Raw genomic sequence first — 15,688 nt, forward strand, 5'->3', positions numbered from 1 at the left:
TTCGACCTGGTCCGGTGAAGCCCTAGCGCGCCAGCGGCGACCGGTCGAAGCCGGCGAGCAGCGCCGCGACATCATCGTAGCGTGCGATCGCGCCCTTCAGCGCCGCCGCGTCGAAGCCACCGGACCGGACGGCGACGGCCCCCACCGCACATTTTTCGGCCGCCGCGATATCATAGGGCGTGTCGCCGACGACGATCGCATGGCGCGGCGCGACCCCTGCCTTGGCCAGCGCCGCGGCGAAGATGTCGCCGGCCGGCTTGGTGGTCGACACATCGTCGCTGGACGTGGTCGCGCTCACCAGATCCCGGGCACCGAGCAGGCCCATGTAATGCTCCAGTTCCTCGCCGCTCGCGGACGAGGCGAGCACCACCTTGCGCCCGCTGTCGCTCACCCGGCGCAGCAGCGCCGTGGCGCCGGGAAACGGCCGGACCAGATCAAGGTAGCGCGCCTTGAATATCTCGCCGTGCCGCGTGCCCAGCCGTTCCTGCTCCGCCGCGGGCGCGTCGGGCAGCAGCGCGGGCACCAGCAGGTCGCCGCCCTTGCCGATCTGTCCGGCGATCCGGTCGCGATCGATCGCATGCCCCGCCTCGCGGAACGCCCGCTCCCAGGCGTCGACGTGGAAGTCGTTGCTGTCGACCAACGTCCCGTCAAGGTCGAACAGCACGGCGCGGACCCGCATCCGGTCGCGCGTCAGCCACGCCGCGAGCGCGGTTGCGCCGAGCAGCGCCGCACCGCTCCGCGCATGGCCGCGCTTGCGCAACAGGCGCAGGCCCAGCGTCGCGGCCGCGCTGGTCGCCAGCCCCGCCTTGCCCAGCCCCGCGACCCGCGCGGCGTGCGCGGTGGCGCGGCTGGCGGCGAATTCGGCCGCCGCCCCGTGCTGGCGACGATAGCTCTCCGCGGGGGCGGCACGCGCCACCTTGTCGCCGGCGACGTGATCCGCGACCCACGATCCGCGACTGCCGAGCGGTCGCGCCGTGCCGGTGGTCGTGTCGTGCGCGGTCTGATGCTCCAGTTCGGCGTTGAGCTCCGCCCCGAAGATCAGGATATAGCCCGACAGGTACATCCACGTCAGCATCACGACGACCGCGCTCAGCGAGCCGTAAGTCGCGTTGTAATTGCCGAAATTGGCGACATACAGGCCGAAGCCGAGGCTCAGCAGCAACCATCCGAACGCCGCGAACAGCGACCCCGGCGTCAGCCACATCCAGCGCGCCCGCGCCCGCGACGGGCCGAAGCGGTACAGCGTCGCCGCCGCCGCCGCGCCCGCCGCGAGCAACAGTACGTACGACCCGAGCTTGCCGGCGACCACGACCACGCCGGGCGCACCGGGCAGCAGGCCCTGCAACGTGCCGAGCGCGGCGATCGCCACCGCCGCGACCAGCGCGACGGTCACCGCTGCGGCGGTGATGCCGAGTGCGAGCAGATTGACCTTGATGAAGCCGCGCTTCTCCTCTTCTTCATAGGCGACGTTGAGTGCGGTGACGACCGCCCCCGCGGCGTTGCGCGCGCCGAACAGCGCCAGCGCCAGCGCGAGCAGCAGGCCCAGCCCCTTCTTGCCGTCGGACGACTGGACGACGGTCAGCAATTGCTCGCCGACCAGCCGTGCGGCGTCGGCGGGCATCACCGAAGCCAGCTGGTTGACGTGGGCGATCACCGTCGCGCGATCGGCGACGAGGCCATAGCTGAGCACGAACGCCCCCAGCAGCGGCACCAGCGCGAGAAAGCCGTAAAAGGCGACGCCCGCCGAAATCAGCCCGACATTGTCGCTGCTCGTTTCCGCCCAGGTACGGCCCAGCACCGCCTTCCATCCGCTCGCCGGCATCGCCCATGGGCTTTCCGCCCGATGTCCCCGATCGTCCATTACGCCCCCAACCTGTCAGATTTGTTCGAGAATTCTTATGCGAACAGGTGTCGGCGCAGGGGGTTCCGCGCACCCGCCTTTTCCGGCCGATCCCGCTTTGGAACGTGATGCTGCCATATTAAGCTCTGGCAGGCGGACGCGCGAGCGCGCATCGGTGGCGGTGCCGGGGGGCGCATGTTTCGATCCATCCAGCACGGCACGCCCAACCATGACCGATCCCCGCCAGCCGGCGCATGCCGTTCGACCGACCGCCGCCGCTTCCCCGGCGGAGCGGATCCACACGCTCGACGTGCTGCGCGGGATCGCGATCTGCGGCATCCTGCTGATGAACATCCATAGCATGGGCGACGTCGCCGATTATCCGCTGAGCCGTTTCCCCGCCGCGTGGAACGGCGAATGGATCGCCTGGGGCATCCAGACCGTCTTCGTACAGGGTGCGATGCGCGGCCTGTTCACCATGTTGTTCGGCGCGAGCATGCTCATCATGCTGCGCCGCGCGGAGGGGGATGCGGGCGGCGCCGGCGCCTCGCCGCGACCGCTCGACATCTGGGTGCGGCGGTCGATCGCGCTGATGGGCTTCGGCATCGCGCAATGGCTGCTGTTCCTGTGGCCGGGCGAGATCCTGTGGAATTACGGGATCAGCGGCCTGTTCCTGCTCGCCTTCCGCAGCGCCCGCCCGCGCACCTTGCTGATCGTTGCGGCGCTGCTGACCGTGGCGCTCGCCGCCAACACCGCGTTCTGGACGCACCAGCAGGTCGTGCAGCTCGAAAAGGGCCAGGCCGCCGCCGCGCGGGTGCAGCGCGGCCTGCCGGTCACCGCCGACGACCGCAGCGCGATCGCGGCGGAGAGCGCCCACCGCGCCAGCATCCGCCCCGACCCCGAACAGCGCGCCGAGCGGATCGCGCAGCGCACGCATCCCCTCGGCCTATTACACTGGAGCGCGGGCTATTGGATGCGCGAGAATCTGACGATCACCGGCTGGGTCGACATCGCTGAGAGCGTCAGTTTTATGCTGATCGGCATGGCGCTGTTCCGCACCGGCATCCTGACCGGGACGGCGCCCGCCGCCACCTATCGGCGGATGCTGGTCGGCGGCTATGCCGGCGGGCTGCTGCTGCGCGGGGCGCATGTCGCGCTGCTGGCGCGCACCGGGCTCGACATGGGATCGCCGCTCGCCCCCGGCTGGGCATGGATGGCGGCCGAGGCCTCGTTCGAGCCTGCGCGATTGCTGATGACGATCGGCCATATCGGACTGGCCGTGCTGCTGTTCCGCGCCGGCCTGTTCGGGCAGGCGGTGACGCTGCGCGCGATGGGGCGGATGACGCTGACCGTCTATTGCCTGCAATCGATTTTCGGCGCCGCGATCTTCTATGCGGCGGGCTATGTCGGGCAATTCTCGCTGCCGCAGCTGTGGCTGATCGCCGCGGGAATCTGGCTCGTCTCCGCGATCCTGTGCCGTGGCTGGCTGGCGCGCCGCGAGATGGGACCGGCGGAGGCATTGCTCCGCCGGATCGCCTACGGTGGCCCCAAAGCGAAGGGGCATGCCGCCCCGCTGTGAGGCCGCGACTTAGTTCGCGCCGTCGCGCGGGGTCAGGCTGCCGGGGAAATAGGACAGGTGCGGCGGCTGGTTGTAGGCCGTGTTCTGCCACGCGACCCCCAGGCGATAGACCGGGTCCTGCATCAGCGTGACCAACCGGTGCTGGGTCGGATAGGGCGTCACATAAATGCGCAACTCCCGGTCGTCCGCCGACCGCCACATCACCTCCTCGCGCCAGTCGCCCAGCAGGTCGGCCTGCAACGCCGGATTGGCCTTAGTGCCGTTGTTCGAGGCGACGTCGTCGGGATGGAGCAGCGGCGTCGCGGTGCCGGTCCGCCAGTCCCATTTGCTGATCGTCGTGCCGTCGAGCAGCTCCTGCAACAGGTCGCCGTCCCAATAGAGCGCGAAGTTGGTCTGGCGCGGCGCCGGGCCGATGCTGTTTCCCTCGACGTCGAACAGGTCGCGGCTGTTCGATCCCCAGAATTCGGCACCGACATGCCGCGGGTCGATATCGGCGGCGAGCCCGCGACCGGTGTCCTTGTCGGCGGGCTTGGTCCACAGCACCGCCCCGGTGCGCGCGTCGAGCAGCGCGGAGCCGATGCCGCCGTTGCGCCGGACCTCCTCATGGACGCCCCATTTCTCGAGGCCGGGGCGCAGCGGATCGAGATCGGCGACATGCATCGCATCGCCATGATAGAGCGGCTGCGTCCACAGCCCCTTGCCGTTGTCGTCGATCGCCATCGATCCGTAGATCACCTCGTCGCGACCGTCGCCGTCGACATCCGCGATGCTCAGCTGATGGTTGCCGCGCCCGCCATAATCCTGGTTGCCCGGCGCGGCGCTGTCGAACAGCCAGCGTTTGGTCAGCTTGCCGCCGCGATAGTCCCATGCCGCCACCGTCGTGCGGGCATAATAACCGCGGCCGAAGATCATGCTCGGCAACCGCCCGTCGAGATAGGCGACGCCCGCCAGGAACCGGTCCGACCGGTTGCCATAGCCGTCGCCCCAGGTCTCGCGCGCCTGCTCGAACGTCGGATCGCCGCCGGGATAGCGCGGCGGATCATAAGGCGCCGTCGCCAGCGCGCGCCCGGTGCGCCCGTCGAAAACGGTGAGATATTCCGGCCCTTTCAGTATGCGGCCCTGCAAGGGTGCGACCTTGGTACCGTCGGCGAGCGTCTTCGCGCCCGTGCGGTCGGGCTGCGGCACCGTGCCGTCTTGGCCGCGCCAGTCCGCCCTGGCGTCGCCGATCGTCCGGCCGACGCCGTCCACCGTCCCGTCCGCGGTCTTGACCGCGACCTCCGCCCGGCCGTCGCCGTCGAAGTCGAACACCTGGAACTGCGTGTAATGCGCGCCCGCGCGAATGTTGCGGCCGAGGTCGATCCGCCACAATCGCTTGCCGTCGAGCGTATAGGCATCGAGGAAGACGTTGCCGGTATAGCCCGCCTGGCTGTTGTCGTGGCTGTTGGTCGGGTCCCATTTGAGCACCACCTCATAGCGCCCGTCGCCATCGAGATCGCCGACCGACACGTCGTTGGCGGTGTAGGTGTAGCTCTGCCCGTCCGGGGTCGTCCCGCCCGGCGGCGGCGTCAGCGGGATCGACAGGTAGCCGCGCGGCAGCATCAGGGCCGCGGCGCTCGCCGCGCCCGGCTTGCCGCCGTTCACCGCGCGGACGGTGTAGCGCGCCCGGGCGTCGCCCTGCGGATCGACGAAGGCGGTCGCGTCGGCAAGGGGCCGGGCATTGAGCTTGCGGCCGTCGCGATAGACGTCGAATCGCACCGACGTCGCGTCGCTCGCCAGCAACCGCCAGCTGACCAGCCAGCCGCCCCCCCTGGCCGGCGCCGCGACCAGCCCGCGATCGAGTCGCTCGCCGATGCGACGCGCCGCGGCGGATGCGCTTCCCCCCGACGACAGGGCTGCGCCGAGCAAAAATCCTGCTAACAGCCTGGTTCTGTTGGACCGCCTCATCATGCTCTCCTTCATGCCGTTTTTGTCAGGCCAAACGCATCTGTCTCACAAATCATGATTGCATTTCAAATTTTGGCAACCTAGGAACGGAACACCAGTTCAGTATGTGGACTTGGTATGGCACACAGACGTTTCGGCACAGGATGCCGCGGTGACGGTAACAGCCGCATCGACAGCTGGAGGGGATGCGAATGACACGGCCGATGCAGCGACACTTCCGATCCGCGCCGCGCCTTCGTGCGCCCGCCGCAGGACCGACCGCCGCCGGGTAACGCCCGCCTCACATCACATGAACGGGCGACTGCGGCGACACGCAGCGCCGACCGACCGCGTCGCGCGGTCTATCCAGGGGAGAAATTCCATGATCGCCAGCCGCCGCACCCTTGCGACGACATCCGCCCTCGCCATCGCGCTGGGCTGTGCCGCGACGCCCGCCGCCGCGCAGACCAGCCCGGTTCCCGGCGACCGCGCCGTCTCCCCCTCCTCCGCCGCGGTCGAGCCGAAGGCGCCCGCCGAAACCCCGGCCACCAACCCCGCCCCCGCCGACGCACCCGTTCAGACCACCGCTGGCGCCACCGACGCCAACGATCCCGAAGCCAGCCCCGAGGACATCCTCGTCGTCGGCACCCGCGCCTCGCTGCAATCCGCCATCGCCCGCAAGCGCAACGCCGGCACCGTGGTCGATTCGATCGTCGCCGACGACATCGCCAGCTTCCCCGACAAGAACGTCGGCGATTCGCTGTCCCGCATCACCGGCGTCCAGCTCAGCCGCGACTTCGGCGAAGGCGTGGCGGTCTCCATCCGCGGCGTCGAACCCGACCTCAACCGCGTCGAGATCAACGGCGTCAGCCAGGCCTCGGCCAACGGATCGCGCGCCGGCGATTTCCGCGAGCTGGCGACCGAACTCGTCAAGTCGATCGACGTGTTCAAGGGCTATCAGGCGAACCTCACCGAGGGCGGCCTCGGCGGCACCGTGTCGGTCGAAACCCGCAAGCCGCTGGAGCTGAAAAAGGCGCTGGGCAGTATCGTCTTCTCCGAACAGCATCTCGATCTGACGCAGGATTGGCGGCCCCGCGCCACGGTCATCCTCGGCACGCCGAAATTCCTGATCGACGGCCTGGGCGTGCTGTTCAACGCCACCTACGACGACAAATCGACGCGTCAGGATTATGCCAGCAACACCGGCTGGACCCGCCTTGCCGACTTCGATCACTCCGATCAGAAGACGGTCGCCGATCCGCTCTATTCGAACTTCAACACCTATGCGAGCTGCGCCGGCGTCGGCGGGCAGAATGCCTCGAACGCCACCGCCCGTCGGCTTGCCTGCGAAACCCAGTTCTTCGACTGGGCGCCGAACGGGCCGCGCTATCGCAACCTCGTGCGTCGCGACAAGCGCCTGTCGGCGGATCTGACCGTCCAATATGAGGTCGCATCCAACTTCCGCGTGTTCGGCGAAGCGACGATCAACAACCGCAACCAGAAGCTGTTCGACACCAATTATTCGCTTGACCTCGGCCGCTTCCAGCGCTTCCCGCTCGATGCGACGCTACCCGCCGGCCTGAACGGCGGCACCTCGCGTCCGCAGGTGCAGCAGAGCAGCGCGACGGTCGACGCCAACCATATCGTCACCAGCTACACGACGGCGACCGGCCCGGTGAATATCGGCACCGCCGCCGCACCCAATTACAGCGGCTCCGCCAACATCCTCGGCGTCCAGCGCCGTGACTTCCAGTACGACCAGCAGTCGCGCTATTACATCGGCGGGTTCGACTGGGATTTCGACCGCATCCAGATCAAGGCGATCGTCTCGCATTCGACGGCCAAGACGGAGGGCGAAACCAACCTGATCTCGTTGTCCACCGGCATCTCCGGCGTCAAGGTCGACACACGCAACGACCTCGGCATCCCGGTATTCACCTATCCCGACACGATCAATCCGGCCGACCCCAGCATCTACACGAACTTCTCGCGTCCCGGGAACAACCTCGGCGTGCTCGGGCCGACGGTCCAGTATCGCCCGACGTTCGCCAGCAACAGCGAGGATCAGATCAAGATCGACATCGATTGGGAAGTCGACGCCGGTCCGCTGAAGAGCATCGAATATGGCGGTCAGTTCCGCAAGCAGGACTATTTGCTCTACAACGGCGGCGGTTCACGTCTGGTGTCGGGCGGCGGCACCACGACGCCGGTGTATCAGACCAGCGCCAACGTCTCCTACACGACCAACATCGTTCCGGTGGTCACGGCTCGCTCGACGCCGAGCGGTACGATCGGCGGCGGCGGTTTCACCAACCAGCTGACGCAGGCGGAATATGCCTCCCTTTTGACCGCGCTCGGCGCGACGAGCGGCGGTGCGCCCCTGTTCAGCGGCCTGAAGGGCGCGCCGTCGGGCATCCCCGGCCGCATCGCCTTCGCCAATTTCGAACCCAATATCATCAGCCAGTATTTCGACCTGTCCGGCTTCGACCACGACCGGTTGTTCAACTCCGACGGCCTGCCCCAGGTCCCGCAGGCGAAGATCACCGAATCGATCGCCGCGGGCTATCTGCAGGCGAACGTCGATAGCGAGGTGTTCGGCATGCGCCTGACCGGCAACGCCGGCGTCCGCTATACCTACACCCGCGACAAGGGGACGGGCACCAACATCGCGCGCGTCACCCGCTTCACGGCGACCGGCGGAACCGAAACGGTGATCCTGGCGTCGCAGCAGCTGTCGCTCTCGAACGACTATTTCGACGTGCTGCCGGCGTTCAACGCCGCGCTCGAGATCACGCCCAACCTTGTGTTGCGCGCCAATTGGGCGAAGAACCTCGCCCGCCCGAAGCCGCTCGATCTGGTGCCCAACATCAACTGCCTCGACGATGCGACCATCTCGGCTGCGAACGACATCTGCACCGCGGGCAACCCCGCGCTGAAGCCCTATCGCGCCGACCAGTGGGAGGCGAACCTCGCCTGGTATCCCAATCGCGATACGCTGCTGAGCGTTGGTTACTACAAGAAGTACGAAAAGAGCTTCGTCGTACCCAACGTCACGCGCAGCGACGTCGATCTGTTCCAGGACGGCCTGCTCTACACGGTTCGCCAGCCGATCAACGGCTTCGGTGCATTGCTCGACGGGATCGAGGGCAGCGCGCAGACCGCCTTCACCTTCCTCCCGGCGCCGTTCGACGGGCTGGGTGCGAGCGGCAACGTCACCTACGCCCGTGCGATCCGTACCAATCTGACCAACAGCGCGACGGGCTTGCCGCTGGACGAATATCCCGGCCTGTCGAAGTGGACGTACAATGCAAGCGTCTTCTACGACAAAGATTGGCTGAACGCGCGACTCAGCTACAATTACCGTTCCGACTGGCTGGTCGAGGCCGTCAATTCGGTGAACAGCAACAACCCGATCTATCGCAAGGGTGAAGGCTATCTCGACGGCAAGATCACCTTCCGCTTCCCGGAATGGCATTATAGTTTGTTTATGGAAATGCAGAACATCGGTAAGGAATATTCGAAGAGCTACATCAAAAATATCGGTACGGTGGAAGTCTACTACCCCGGCCAGCGCTTTTTCGCCGGGTTCCAGCTCAAGTTCTGACGCGTTCCTCCCCTGGCCGGTCGTCGCATGTGCGGCGACCGGTCGCTTGTTGCGTTGCCAGGATGTAAGAGGGCGTCCTAAGGAGTGGACATGACGAGCACGGCAACCATCGACAAGCCCGATACCTCCAACGGAGCCGCCGGCGCGGTCGGCGCGGGCAGCCAGACGCTGATGCGCGGGCTCGACCTGATCGAGGCGGTGAGCCACGAGGTGCTGACGCTGAGCGAGCTCGCCGCCAGACTCGACCTGACCAAGAGCACGACCCACCGGCTGCTCAGCGCGCTGGTCGATCGCGGCTACCTCGCCTTCACCCCGCGCGCCGGCTACCGGCTCGGGCCGAAGCTGCTGCTGCTCGGCACGCTCGCGCAGGCGCAGGCCGATCTCGTCCAGGTCGCGCGCCCGCATCTCGAGGAACTCGCCGCCTCGACCGAGGATACGGTGCATCTCGGCGTGTTCGACGGCGATTTCGCGCTCTATCTCGACAAGGTGCCGGGCCGCCGCCGCATCACCATCTCCAGCCGCGTCGGCGACCGCCAGCCGCTGAGCTCGACCGGCCTCGGCAAGGCGCTGATGATCGATTCCCCGCCCGCCTATTGGGACGAACGCTTCGCCGCCGATCAGGCCGGCGGCGCCCCCAAGGCCGACGCTCGGCTGTGGCGCGAGCGGATGGAGGGCTATGCCAAGGTCGGCCGCGCCTTCGACCTCGAGGAGAACGAGGACCAGATCCGCTGCGTCGCAGCCCCGATCCGCGATGCCGCCGGCAAGATCGTCGGCGCGATCAGCGTGTCGAGCGCCGCGCAATATATGAGCGACGATCGCATGACCGCGCTGACCGACGAGGTCCGCGGCACCGCCAATGCGATCAGCCACGAACTCGGCTTCGAGCCGCAAAGCTAATCCCCAAGGAGAAGAACATGTTGCTCGAAGGCAAGACCGTGCTGGTCACCGGCGCGTCGGCCGGGATCGGCCGCGCCGTGGCGATCGGCTGCGCGCGCCACGGTGCGGACGTCGCGTTGAACTTCAGCCGCGACGTCGCCGGCGCCAATGCCGCGGTCGCCGAAATCGAGGCCTTGGGCCGCAAGGGCATCGCGGTGCAGGGCGACGTCTCCGACCCCGCCACCGCGACTGATTTCGTCGCACAGGCCGTGGCGGCGCTCGGCCGTGTCGACGTGTTCGTCAACAACGCCGGCATCTGCCCCTTCCACGCCTTCCTCGACATGCCGGTCGAGACGTTCGAACGGACGATGAAGGTCAACCTGCACGGTGCCTATTTCATGGTGCAGGCGGCGGCGAACCAGATGGTCAAGCAGGGCGACGGCGGCTCGATCATCGCCATGTCGTCGATCTCGGCGCTGGTCGGCGGCGAATACCAGACGCATTACACGCCGACCAAGGCGGGGCTGCATTCGCTGATGCAGTCGGTCGCGATCGCGCTCGGCAAGCATAATATCCGGTGCAATTCGCTGTTCCCCGGCACGATCCTGACCGACATCAACAAGGACGACCTCGCCGATCAGGAGAAGCGGTCGTACATGGAGGGGCGCATCCCGCTCGGCCGCCTCGGCCAGCCGGAGGACCTCGTCGGGCCGACCGTGTTCCTGGCCTCCGACCTGTCGCAATACGTCACCGGCGCCTCGCTGCTGGTCGACGGCGGCGCCTATGTGAAACTGCAATAGGCCATGCCGCGCCTTGCCTCCACCGCTTCCCCAGCGAAGGCCGGGGCCCGGCCAGGCAGGCGTTCGTGAATCATCGCCCGCATCATCCCGACGGGACCCCGGCCTTCGCCGGGGAAGCGGACGAGGCAAGGGACCACATGACCATCACCCGCCGCGCCGCCGCCCTCGGGATGGGGTCCCTCCTCCTCCCCTTTCCCGCCCATGCCGCGACGATGATCGACGTCCGCGACCATGGCGCGAAGGGCGACGGCACGGCGCTCGATTCCCCCGCGATCAACGCCGCCATCGCCGCGGCCGCCGCCCGGCCGCAGGGCGGCACCGTCACCATCCCCGCCGGCCGCTATCGCTGTTATTCGATCCGCCTGCGCAGCCGCGTCACGATCGTGCTGGCCAAGGGCGCGGTGATCGAGGCGGCGACCGGCGCCGGCTACGACCTGCCCGAAGACAATGGCGAACAGCTCTATCAGGATTTCGGCCACAGCCATTGGCGCAACAGCCTGATCTGGGGCGAGGACGTCGAGGATGTCGCGATCACCGGCCCCGGCCTGATCCATGGCATCGGCCTTACCCGCGACGGCCCCGGGGCGCGGTGGAAGGCGCAGACCGGCGAGCGCCCGCTGTCGATGCGCCAGATGACCGCGGCCGAGATCGCGAAGCTGGAACCCGACGCCACCCGCATGAACGGCCTCGGCAACAAGGGGATCGCGCTGAAGAACGGCCGCAACATCCGCCTGTCCGGCTTCACGATGCTGAAATGCGGCCATTTCGCCATCCTCGCCACCGGCACGCGCGGCCTGCACGTCCACCACCTGTCGATCGACAGCGATCGCGACGGCATCGACCTCGATTGCGTCGCCGACACGGTCGTCGAACGCTGCCGGGTCAACACCCCCAACGACGATGCGATCGTCATCAAGAGCAGCTTCGCGCTGGGCCGCGCGATCCCGTCGGAGAATGTCGTCGTCCGCCATTGCGCGGTCAGCGGCTACGACCTCGGCACGCTGCTCGACGGCAGCCGCCGCATGACGCAGGTCGCGGCGCCCGATCGCGACCGCCCGACCGGACGCATCAAGCTCGGCACCGAGAGCAACGGCGGCTATCGCAACATCCTCATCGAGGATTGCACCTTCCACCATTGCCGCGGCCTCGCGCTGGAAACGGTGGACGGCGGCGTCATGGAGGATGTCGTCGCCCGCCGCCTGACGATGCGCGACGTCACCACCGCCCCGATCTTCCTGCGCATCGGCGATCGCCGCCGCGGCCCCGCCGGCACCGGCATCGGCGCGATCCGGGGCGTGTCGATCGAACAGGTCGATGCGACCGGGATCGACCATCGCTTCGCCGCGACGATCGCCGGCCTGCCCGGTCACCCGGTCGAGGCGGTGCAGCTGCGGCAGATCCGACTGCGCTATGCCGGCGGCGGCACCGCTGCGGACGCTGCGCGCCGGCCGGAGGAACTCGCTACTGCCTATCCCGAACCCAGCATGTTCGGGGTCACGCCGGCATGGGGCCTGTGGGTGCGGCATGCGCGCGGACTGGCGATTGACCGCCTGACGCTCGCCACCGCCACGCCCGACGTCCGCCCCCCGTTCCGGGTCGAGGACGCCGCCGACATACAGGTCACGAACACGCCGTTCTGGCGCGCTTAGCGTTTGACCTCCGGGCGATAACCGCTTACCAAATCCTACATACCAATACCATATAATGGTCTGGAGGGGTTTGATGTCGATCCATGCATTCAAGATGCAGCTGAAGCCCGGCGTGATCGACGAATATCGCCGTCGTCACGACGCGATCTGGCCCGAACTGTCGGCGCTGCTGACCCAGAGCGGCATCGGCAATTATTCGATCTTTCTCGACGAAGGCACGCTGTCGCTGTTCGCAGTGCTGACGCTCGCCGAGGACAATGATCGCGACGCGCTGCCCGACCATCCGGTGATGAAGCGCTGGTGGGACTATATGGCCCCGCTGATGGAGGTCGAGCCCGACAACCGCCCGGTCGAGACGCCGCTGCCGATGATCTTCCACCATGATTGATCGCGCCGTGCGCGCCTGCCTGCGCGGGAGCACGGCTGCGCTGGCGCTCGCGACCCTGCTCGCCATCCCCGCGCAGGCGCAGGTGGCGAAGCCCACCGAGAATCTCGCCGCGCCGGTGAAGACCTTCGGCCGCGTCAGCTATGACGCGCGCTCGCTGATGATCGACGGCAAGCGGCAGGTGATCTGGTCCGCCGAATTCCACCCGTTCCGCCTGCCCAGCCCCGATCTGTGGCGCGACGTGCTGCAGAAGCTGAAGGCGAGCGGTTTCAACACCGTCGCGCTCTATTTCGACTGGGGCTATCACAGCCCGAAACAGGGCGTGTACGACTTCACCGGCATCCGCGACATGGACCGGGTGCTGCGCGAGGCGGCGGAGGAAGGGCTCTACGTCATCACCCGCGCCGGGCCCTATGTGAATGCGGAGCTGTCGCGCGGCGGCTTCCCCGGCTGGCTGGTCAACCAGCGCGGCCGCGCCCGCACCGACGATCCGGCCTATATGGCGGCGGCGGACGAATGGCTGACGCAGATCGACACGATCATCGCCCGCCACCAGATCAACGGGGACGGCAAGGGCCACAAAGGCACCGTCATCCTCCACCAGATCGAGAACGAGCTGGCGCTGACCACCCCCGCGCAGCGCCGCTACATGGACCACCTCTCCGCCAAGGCGCGTGCCGACGGCATCACCGTGCCGCTGTTCCACAACGATCAGGGCCGCAACGGCTATTGGGTGCCGGAATCGTCCCGGGTCGCCAACGTCGTCCACGGCCCCAACGACCTCTACGCCTTCGACGGCTATCCCGGCGGAACCTGCACCGTCGAGGGCAAGCCGACCCGCGGATCGGCCGCGCCCGACTGGGGCTATTATGGCCCCGGCGGCGCGAAGGGCGGTGCCTCCGCCTCGCCCGACACCCCCGCCTTCCTCGCCGAATTCGGCGGCGGCTGGTTCGATTACTGGGGGTCGAACGGCGGCTATGAATGCAACGCGATCCAGCGCGGCAAGCGTTTCCAGCGCGTGTTCTACGGGACCAACCTCGCCAACGGCATCGACATCCAGAGCGTCTACATGGGCTTTGGCGGCACCAGCTGGGGCTGGCTGCCCGCGCCGGTGGTGTTCTCCAGCTACGATTACGGCGCCGCGATCTCCGAGGCGCGCGAACTGCGCCCCAAGGCGGAGGAGATGAAGCAGCTGGGCGGCCTGATCGCCGCCGTCCCCGACCTCGCGGGCATGGTGCCCGCCGGCGAGCCGGTGGTGTCGTCGCCCAACGTCCAGGTCTATCACGACCGGAACCCGGAGAGCGACGCGCGCTTCCTGATGGTGACGCACAAGCCGTCGAACGGGACCACCGACGACCGCTTCACGATCACCGCCGACCTGCCCGACGGCCGCTACACCTTCCCCGCCGCCGAGCCGATGCGCCTCAACGGCTTCGACGCCAAATGGCTGGTCGCGGGCGTGACCGTGGGTGAACAGCGGCTGGTCTATTCGACCTCCGAACTGCAGGCCGCGATGCGCGCGGACGGCCGCGACCTGATGCTGCTCTACGGCCGCGCCGGCGAGAGCGGCGAGACGATGCTGCGCTACGCCTCCGCGCCGCAGGTGCGCGTGCTCGAGGGACAGGCGACCAGCCGCTTCGATGCCGCGAAGGGCGACCTGCGCCTCAACTATCCGCATCAGGGCCGCGCCGTGGTGCGGATCGACGGTGGCGGACGCCCGCCGCTGACGCTGATCCTCGCCGACGAGGCCGAGGCGGTCCGCTACTGGCGGCAGGGCCCGGCACTGGTCCGCGGACCCGCGCTGGTGCGGCATGTCGCGGCGAAGGGTGGCACGCTCGCCCTCACCGGCGACACGCGCGAGGACACGCCGCTCGAACTCTGGGCGCCCGCCGCGATCCGGTCGGTCCGCTGGAACGGCGTTGCCGTCCCCACGAAAACCACCGCGATCGGCAGCCGCGTCGCCACCCGACCGCTCGCCGGCCCCGCCCCCGTCACCCTGCCCGCGCTGGCGTGGCGCACCGCCTATGGCTCGCCCGAGGCGCAGCCCGGCTTCGACGACAGCAGATGGCAGGCGGCGGAGGGCAAGCCCTACGCCAGCATCACCGCCCGCCCCGACGGCCAGCCCAATCTGTCGATGGACGCCTATGGCTTCCACGACGGCGACGTCTGGTATCGCGGCCGCTTCACCGGCACGCCCGACGCCAAGCAGCTCGCGCTCTATTACGGCGCGGGCGGCTCGGGCATGGTGCAGGTCTGGGTCGACGGCGTGTTCGTCGGCCAGGACGAGCTGCCCGGCGGCCTGCCCCGCCCGATCACCACCGGCACCGCGCGCTTCGACCTGCCCGCCGCCGCGCAGGGTGCCGGCGAGCATGTCGTCAGCATCATGGTCCGCAACAACGGCCATAACTGGGACCTCGACAGCGACGACGCGCACAAGGAAGCGCGCGGCCTGATCTCCGCCTCGCTCGAAGCCCCCGGCGGCCGCAGCTTCGCGATCCCGATCGCGTGGAAGGTGCAAGGCAGGCAGGGCGGCGAGGACCTGCCCGACCCCGCCCGCGGCACCGCCAACACCGGCGGCCAGTATGGCGAGCGCAACGGCTGGCACCTGCCCGGTTTCGACGACGCCGCATGGCAGGCCGCGCCGGCCACCGTCCGGCCCGGCACCACCTGGTATCGCACCCGCGTCGACCTCGCGCTGCCGAAGGGGCAGGACACCACCGTCGCGGTCGCGTTCGGCGATACCGCCACGCCCCGCTCGGTCGCGAAATACCGCGCCCTGCTGTTCGTCAACGGCTGGAACATGGGCCAGTTCATCGCCCATGTCGGCCCGCAGCGCGTCTTCCCGATCCCCGAAGGCGTGCTGAACCACCATGGTCGCAACACGATCGCCCTCGCCGTCACCAGCGACGGGGCGCCCGGCGACGTGCTGGAACCCGTGAAGCTCGTCACGCTGCGCTCCGTGCGCGGCGGCCTGTCCATTGCCCCGGTCGCCGGGCCGTCGCGCCCCGACCAACTCATCCAGGAGAAGTAAC

Annotated in this window: 9 protein-coding genes; 7 read left to right on the forward strand and 2 right to left on the reverse strand. The window is 68.3% G+C overall.

Annotation, left to right across the window (positions count from 1 at the left end):
* Window positions 1-22: 22 nt before the first annotated feature.
* A complete protein-coding gene (locus AC1RTO_RS16645; protein ID WP_493161908.1) occupies window positions 23-1,861 on the reverse strand; it encodes a YhjD/YihY/BrkB family envelope integrity protein in 1,839 nt (612 codons plus the stop codon).
* A 208-nt stretch (window positions 1,862-2,069) separates the two neighbouring features.
* Between AC1RTO_RS16645 and AC1RTO_RS16650 the strand changes: the two genes are divergently transcribed.
* Window positions 2,070-3,419, forward strand: a complete 1,350-nt coding sequence (locus tag AC1RTO_RS16650; protein ID WP_493161909.1) for a DUF418 domain-containing protein — start codon at window positions 2,070-2,072, stop codon at window positions 3,417-3,419.
* Between the two features lie 9 nt (window positions 3,420-3,428).
* On the opposite strand, the gene AC1RTO_RS16655 is transcribed toward AC1RTO_RS16650, so the two are convergent.
* Window positions 3,429-5,324, reverse strand: coding sequence for a rhamnogalacturonan lyase (locus AC1RTO_RS16655; RefSeq protein ID WP_493161910.1), 1,896 nt, complete (start codon window positions 5,322-5,324; stop codon window positions 3,429-3,431).
* Between the two features lie 400 nt (window positions 5,325-5,724).
* Here AC1RTO_RS16655 and AC1RTO_RS16660 point away from each other — a divergent pair, with 400 nt between their 5' ends.
* The 6 genes from AC1RTO_RS16660 (at window position 5,725) to AC1RTO_RS16685 (ending at window position 15,687) form a co-directional block, all read left to right on the forward strand.
* Window positions 5,725-8,946, forward strand: coding sequence for a TonB-dependent receptor (locus AC1RTO_RS16660; protein ID WP_493161911.1), 3,222 nt, complete (start codon window positions 5,725-5,727; stop codon window positions 8,944-8,946).
* A gap of 90 nt (window positions 8,947-9,036) precedes the next feature.
* A complete protein-coding gene (locus AC1RTO_RS16665; protein WP_493161912.1) occupies window positions 9,037-9,843 on the forward strand; it encodes an IclR family transcriptional regulator in 807 nt (268 codons plus the stop codon).
* 17 nt (window positions 9,844-9,860) lie between these two features.
* The gene (gene lra1, locus AC1RTO_RS16670; protein WP_493161913.1) at window positions 9,861-10,622 is read left to right on the forward strand and encodes an L-rhamnose 1-dehydrogenase Lra1; all 762 of its coding nucleotides are present in this window, start codon (window positions 9,861-9,863) and stop codon (window positions 10,620-10,622) included.
* Window positions 10,623-10,759: 137 nt separating this feature from the next.
* Entirely contained in the window at window positions 10,760-12,271 is a 1,512-nt protein-coding gene (locus AC1RTO_RS16675; protein ID WP_493161914.1) for a rhamnogalacturonidase, read from the forward strand.
* 73 nt (window positions 12,272-12,344) lie between these two features.
* Entirely contained in the window at window positions 12,345-12,659 is a 315-nt protein-coding gene (locus tag AC1RTO_RS16680; RefSeq protein WP_293876060.1) for an L-rhamnose mutarotase, read from the forward strand.
* 19 nt (window positions 12,660-12,678) lie between these two features.
* Window positions 12,679-15,687: a glycoside hydrolase family 35 protein gene (locus tag AC1RTO_RS16685; RefSeq protein WP_493162046.1), complete on the forward strand. Its 3,009-nt coding sequence runs from the start codon at window positions 12,679-12,681 to the stop codon at window positions 15,685-15,687.
* Window position 15,688: the final 1 nt, after the last annotated feature.

Source organism: Sphingomonas sp. GW821-FHT10F09 (genome assembly GCF_058809195.1).

Excerpts from the sequence above, each read along its gene's own strand:
- AC1RTO_RS16645 (WP_493161908.1), bottom strand. The coding sequence starts at position 1,861 with ATGGACGATCGGGGACATCGGGCGGAAAGCCCATGGGCGATGCCGGCG.
- AC1RTO_RS16650 (WP_493161909.1), top strand. The coding sequence starts at position 2,070 with ATGACCGATCCCCGCCAGCCGGCGCATGCCGTTCGACCGACCGCCGCC.
- AC1RTO_RS16660 (WP_493161911.1), top strand. The coding sequence starts at position 5,725 with ATGATCGCCAGCCGCCGCACCCTTGCGACGACATCCGCCCTCGCCATC.
- AC1RTO_RS16665 (WP_493161912.1), top strand. The coding sequence starts at position 9,037 with ATGACGAGCACGGCAACCATCGACAAGCCCGATACCTCCAACGGAGCC.
- lra1 (WP_493161913.1), top strand. The coding sequence starts at position 9,861 with ATGTTGCTCGAAGGCAAGACCGTGCTGGTCACCGGCGCGTCGGCCGGG.
- AC1RTO_RS16675 (WP_493161914.1), top strand. The coding sequence starts at position 10,760 with ATGACCATCACCCGCCGCGCCGCCGCCCTCGGGATGGGGTCCCTCCTC.
- AC1RTO_RS16680 (WP_293876060.1), top strand. The coding sequence starts at position 12,345 with ATGTCGATCCATGCATTCAAGATGCAGCTGAAGCCCGGCGTGATCGAC.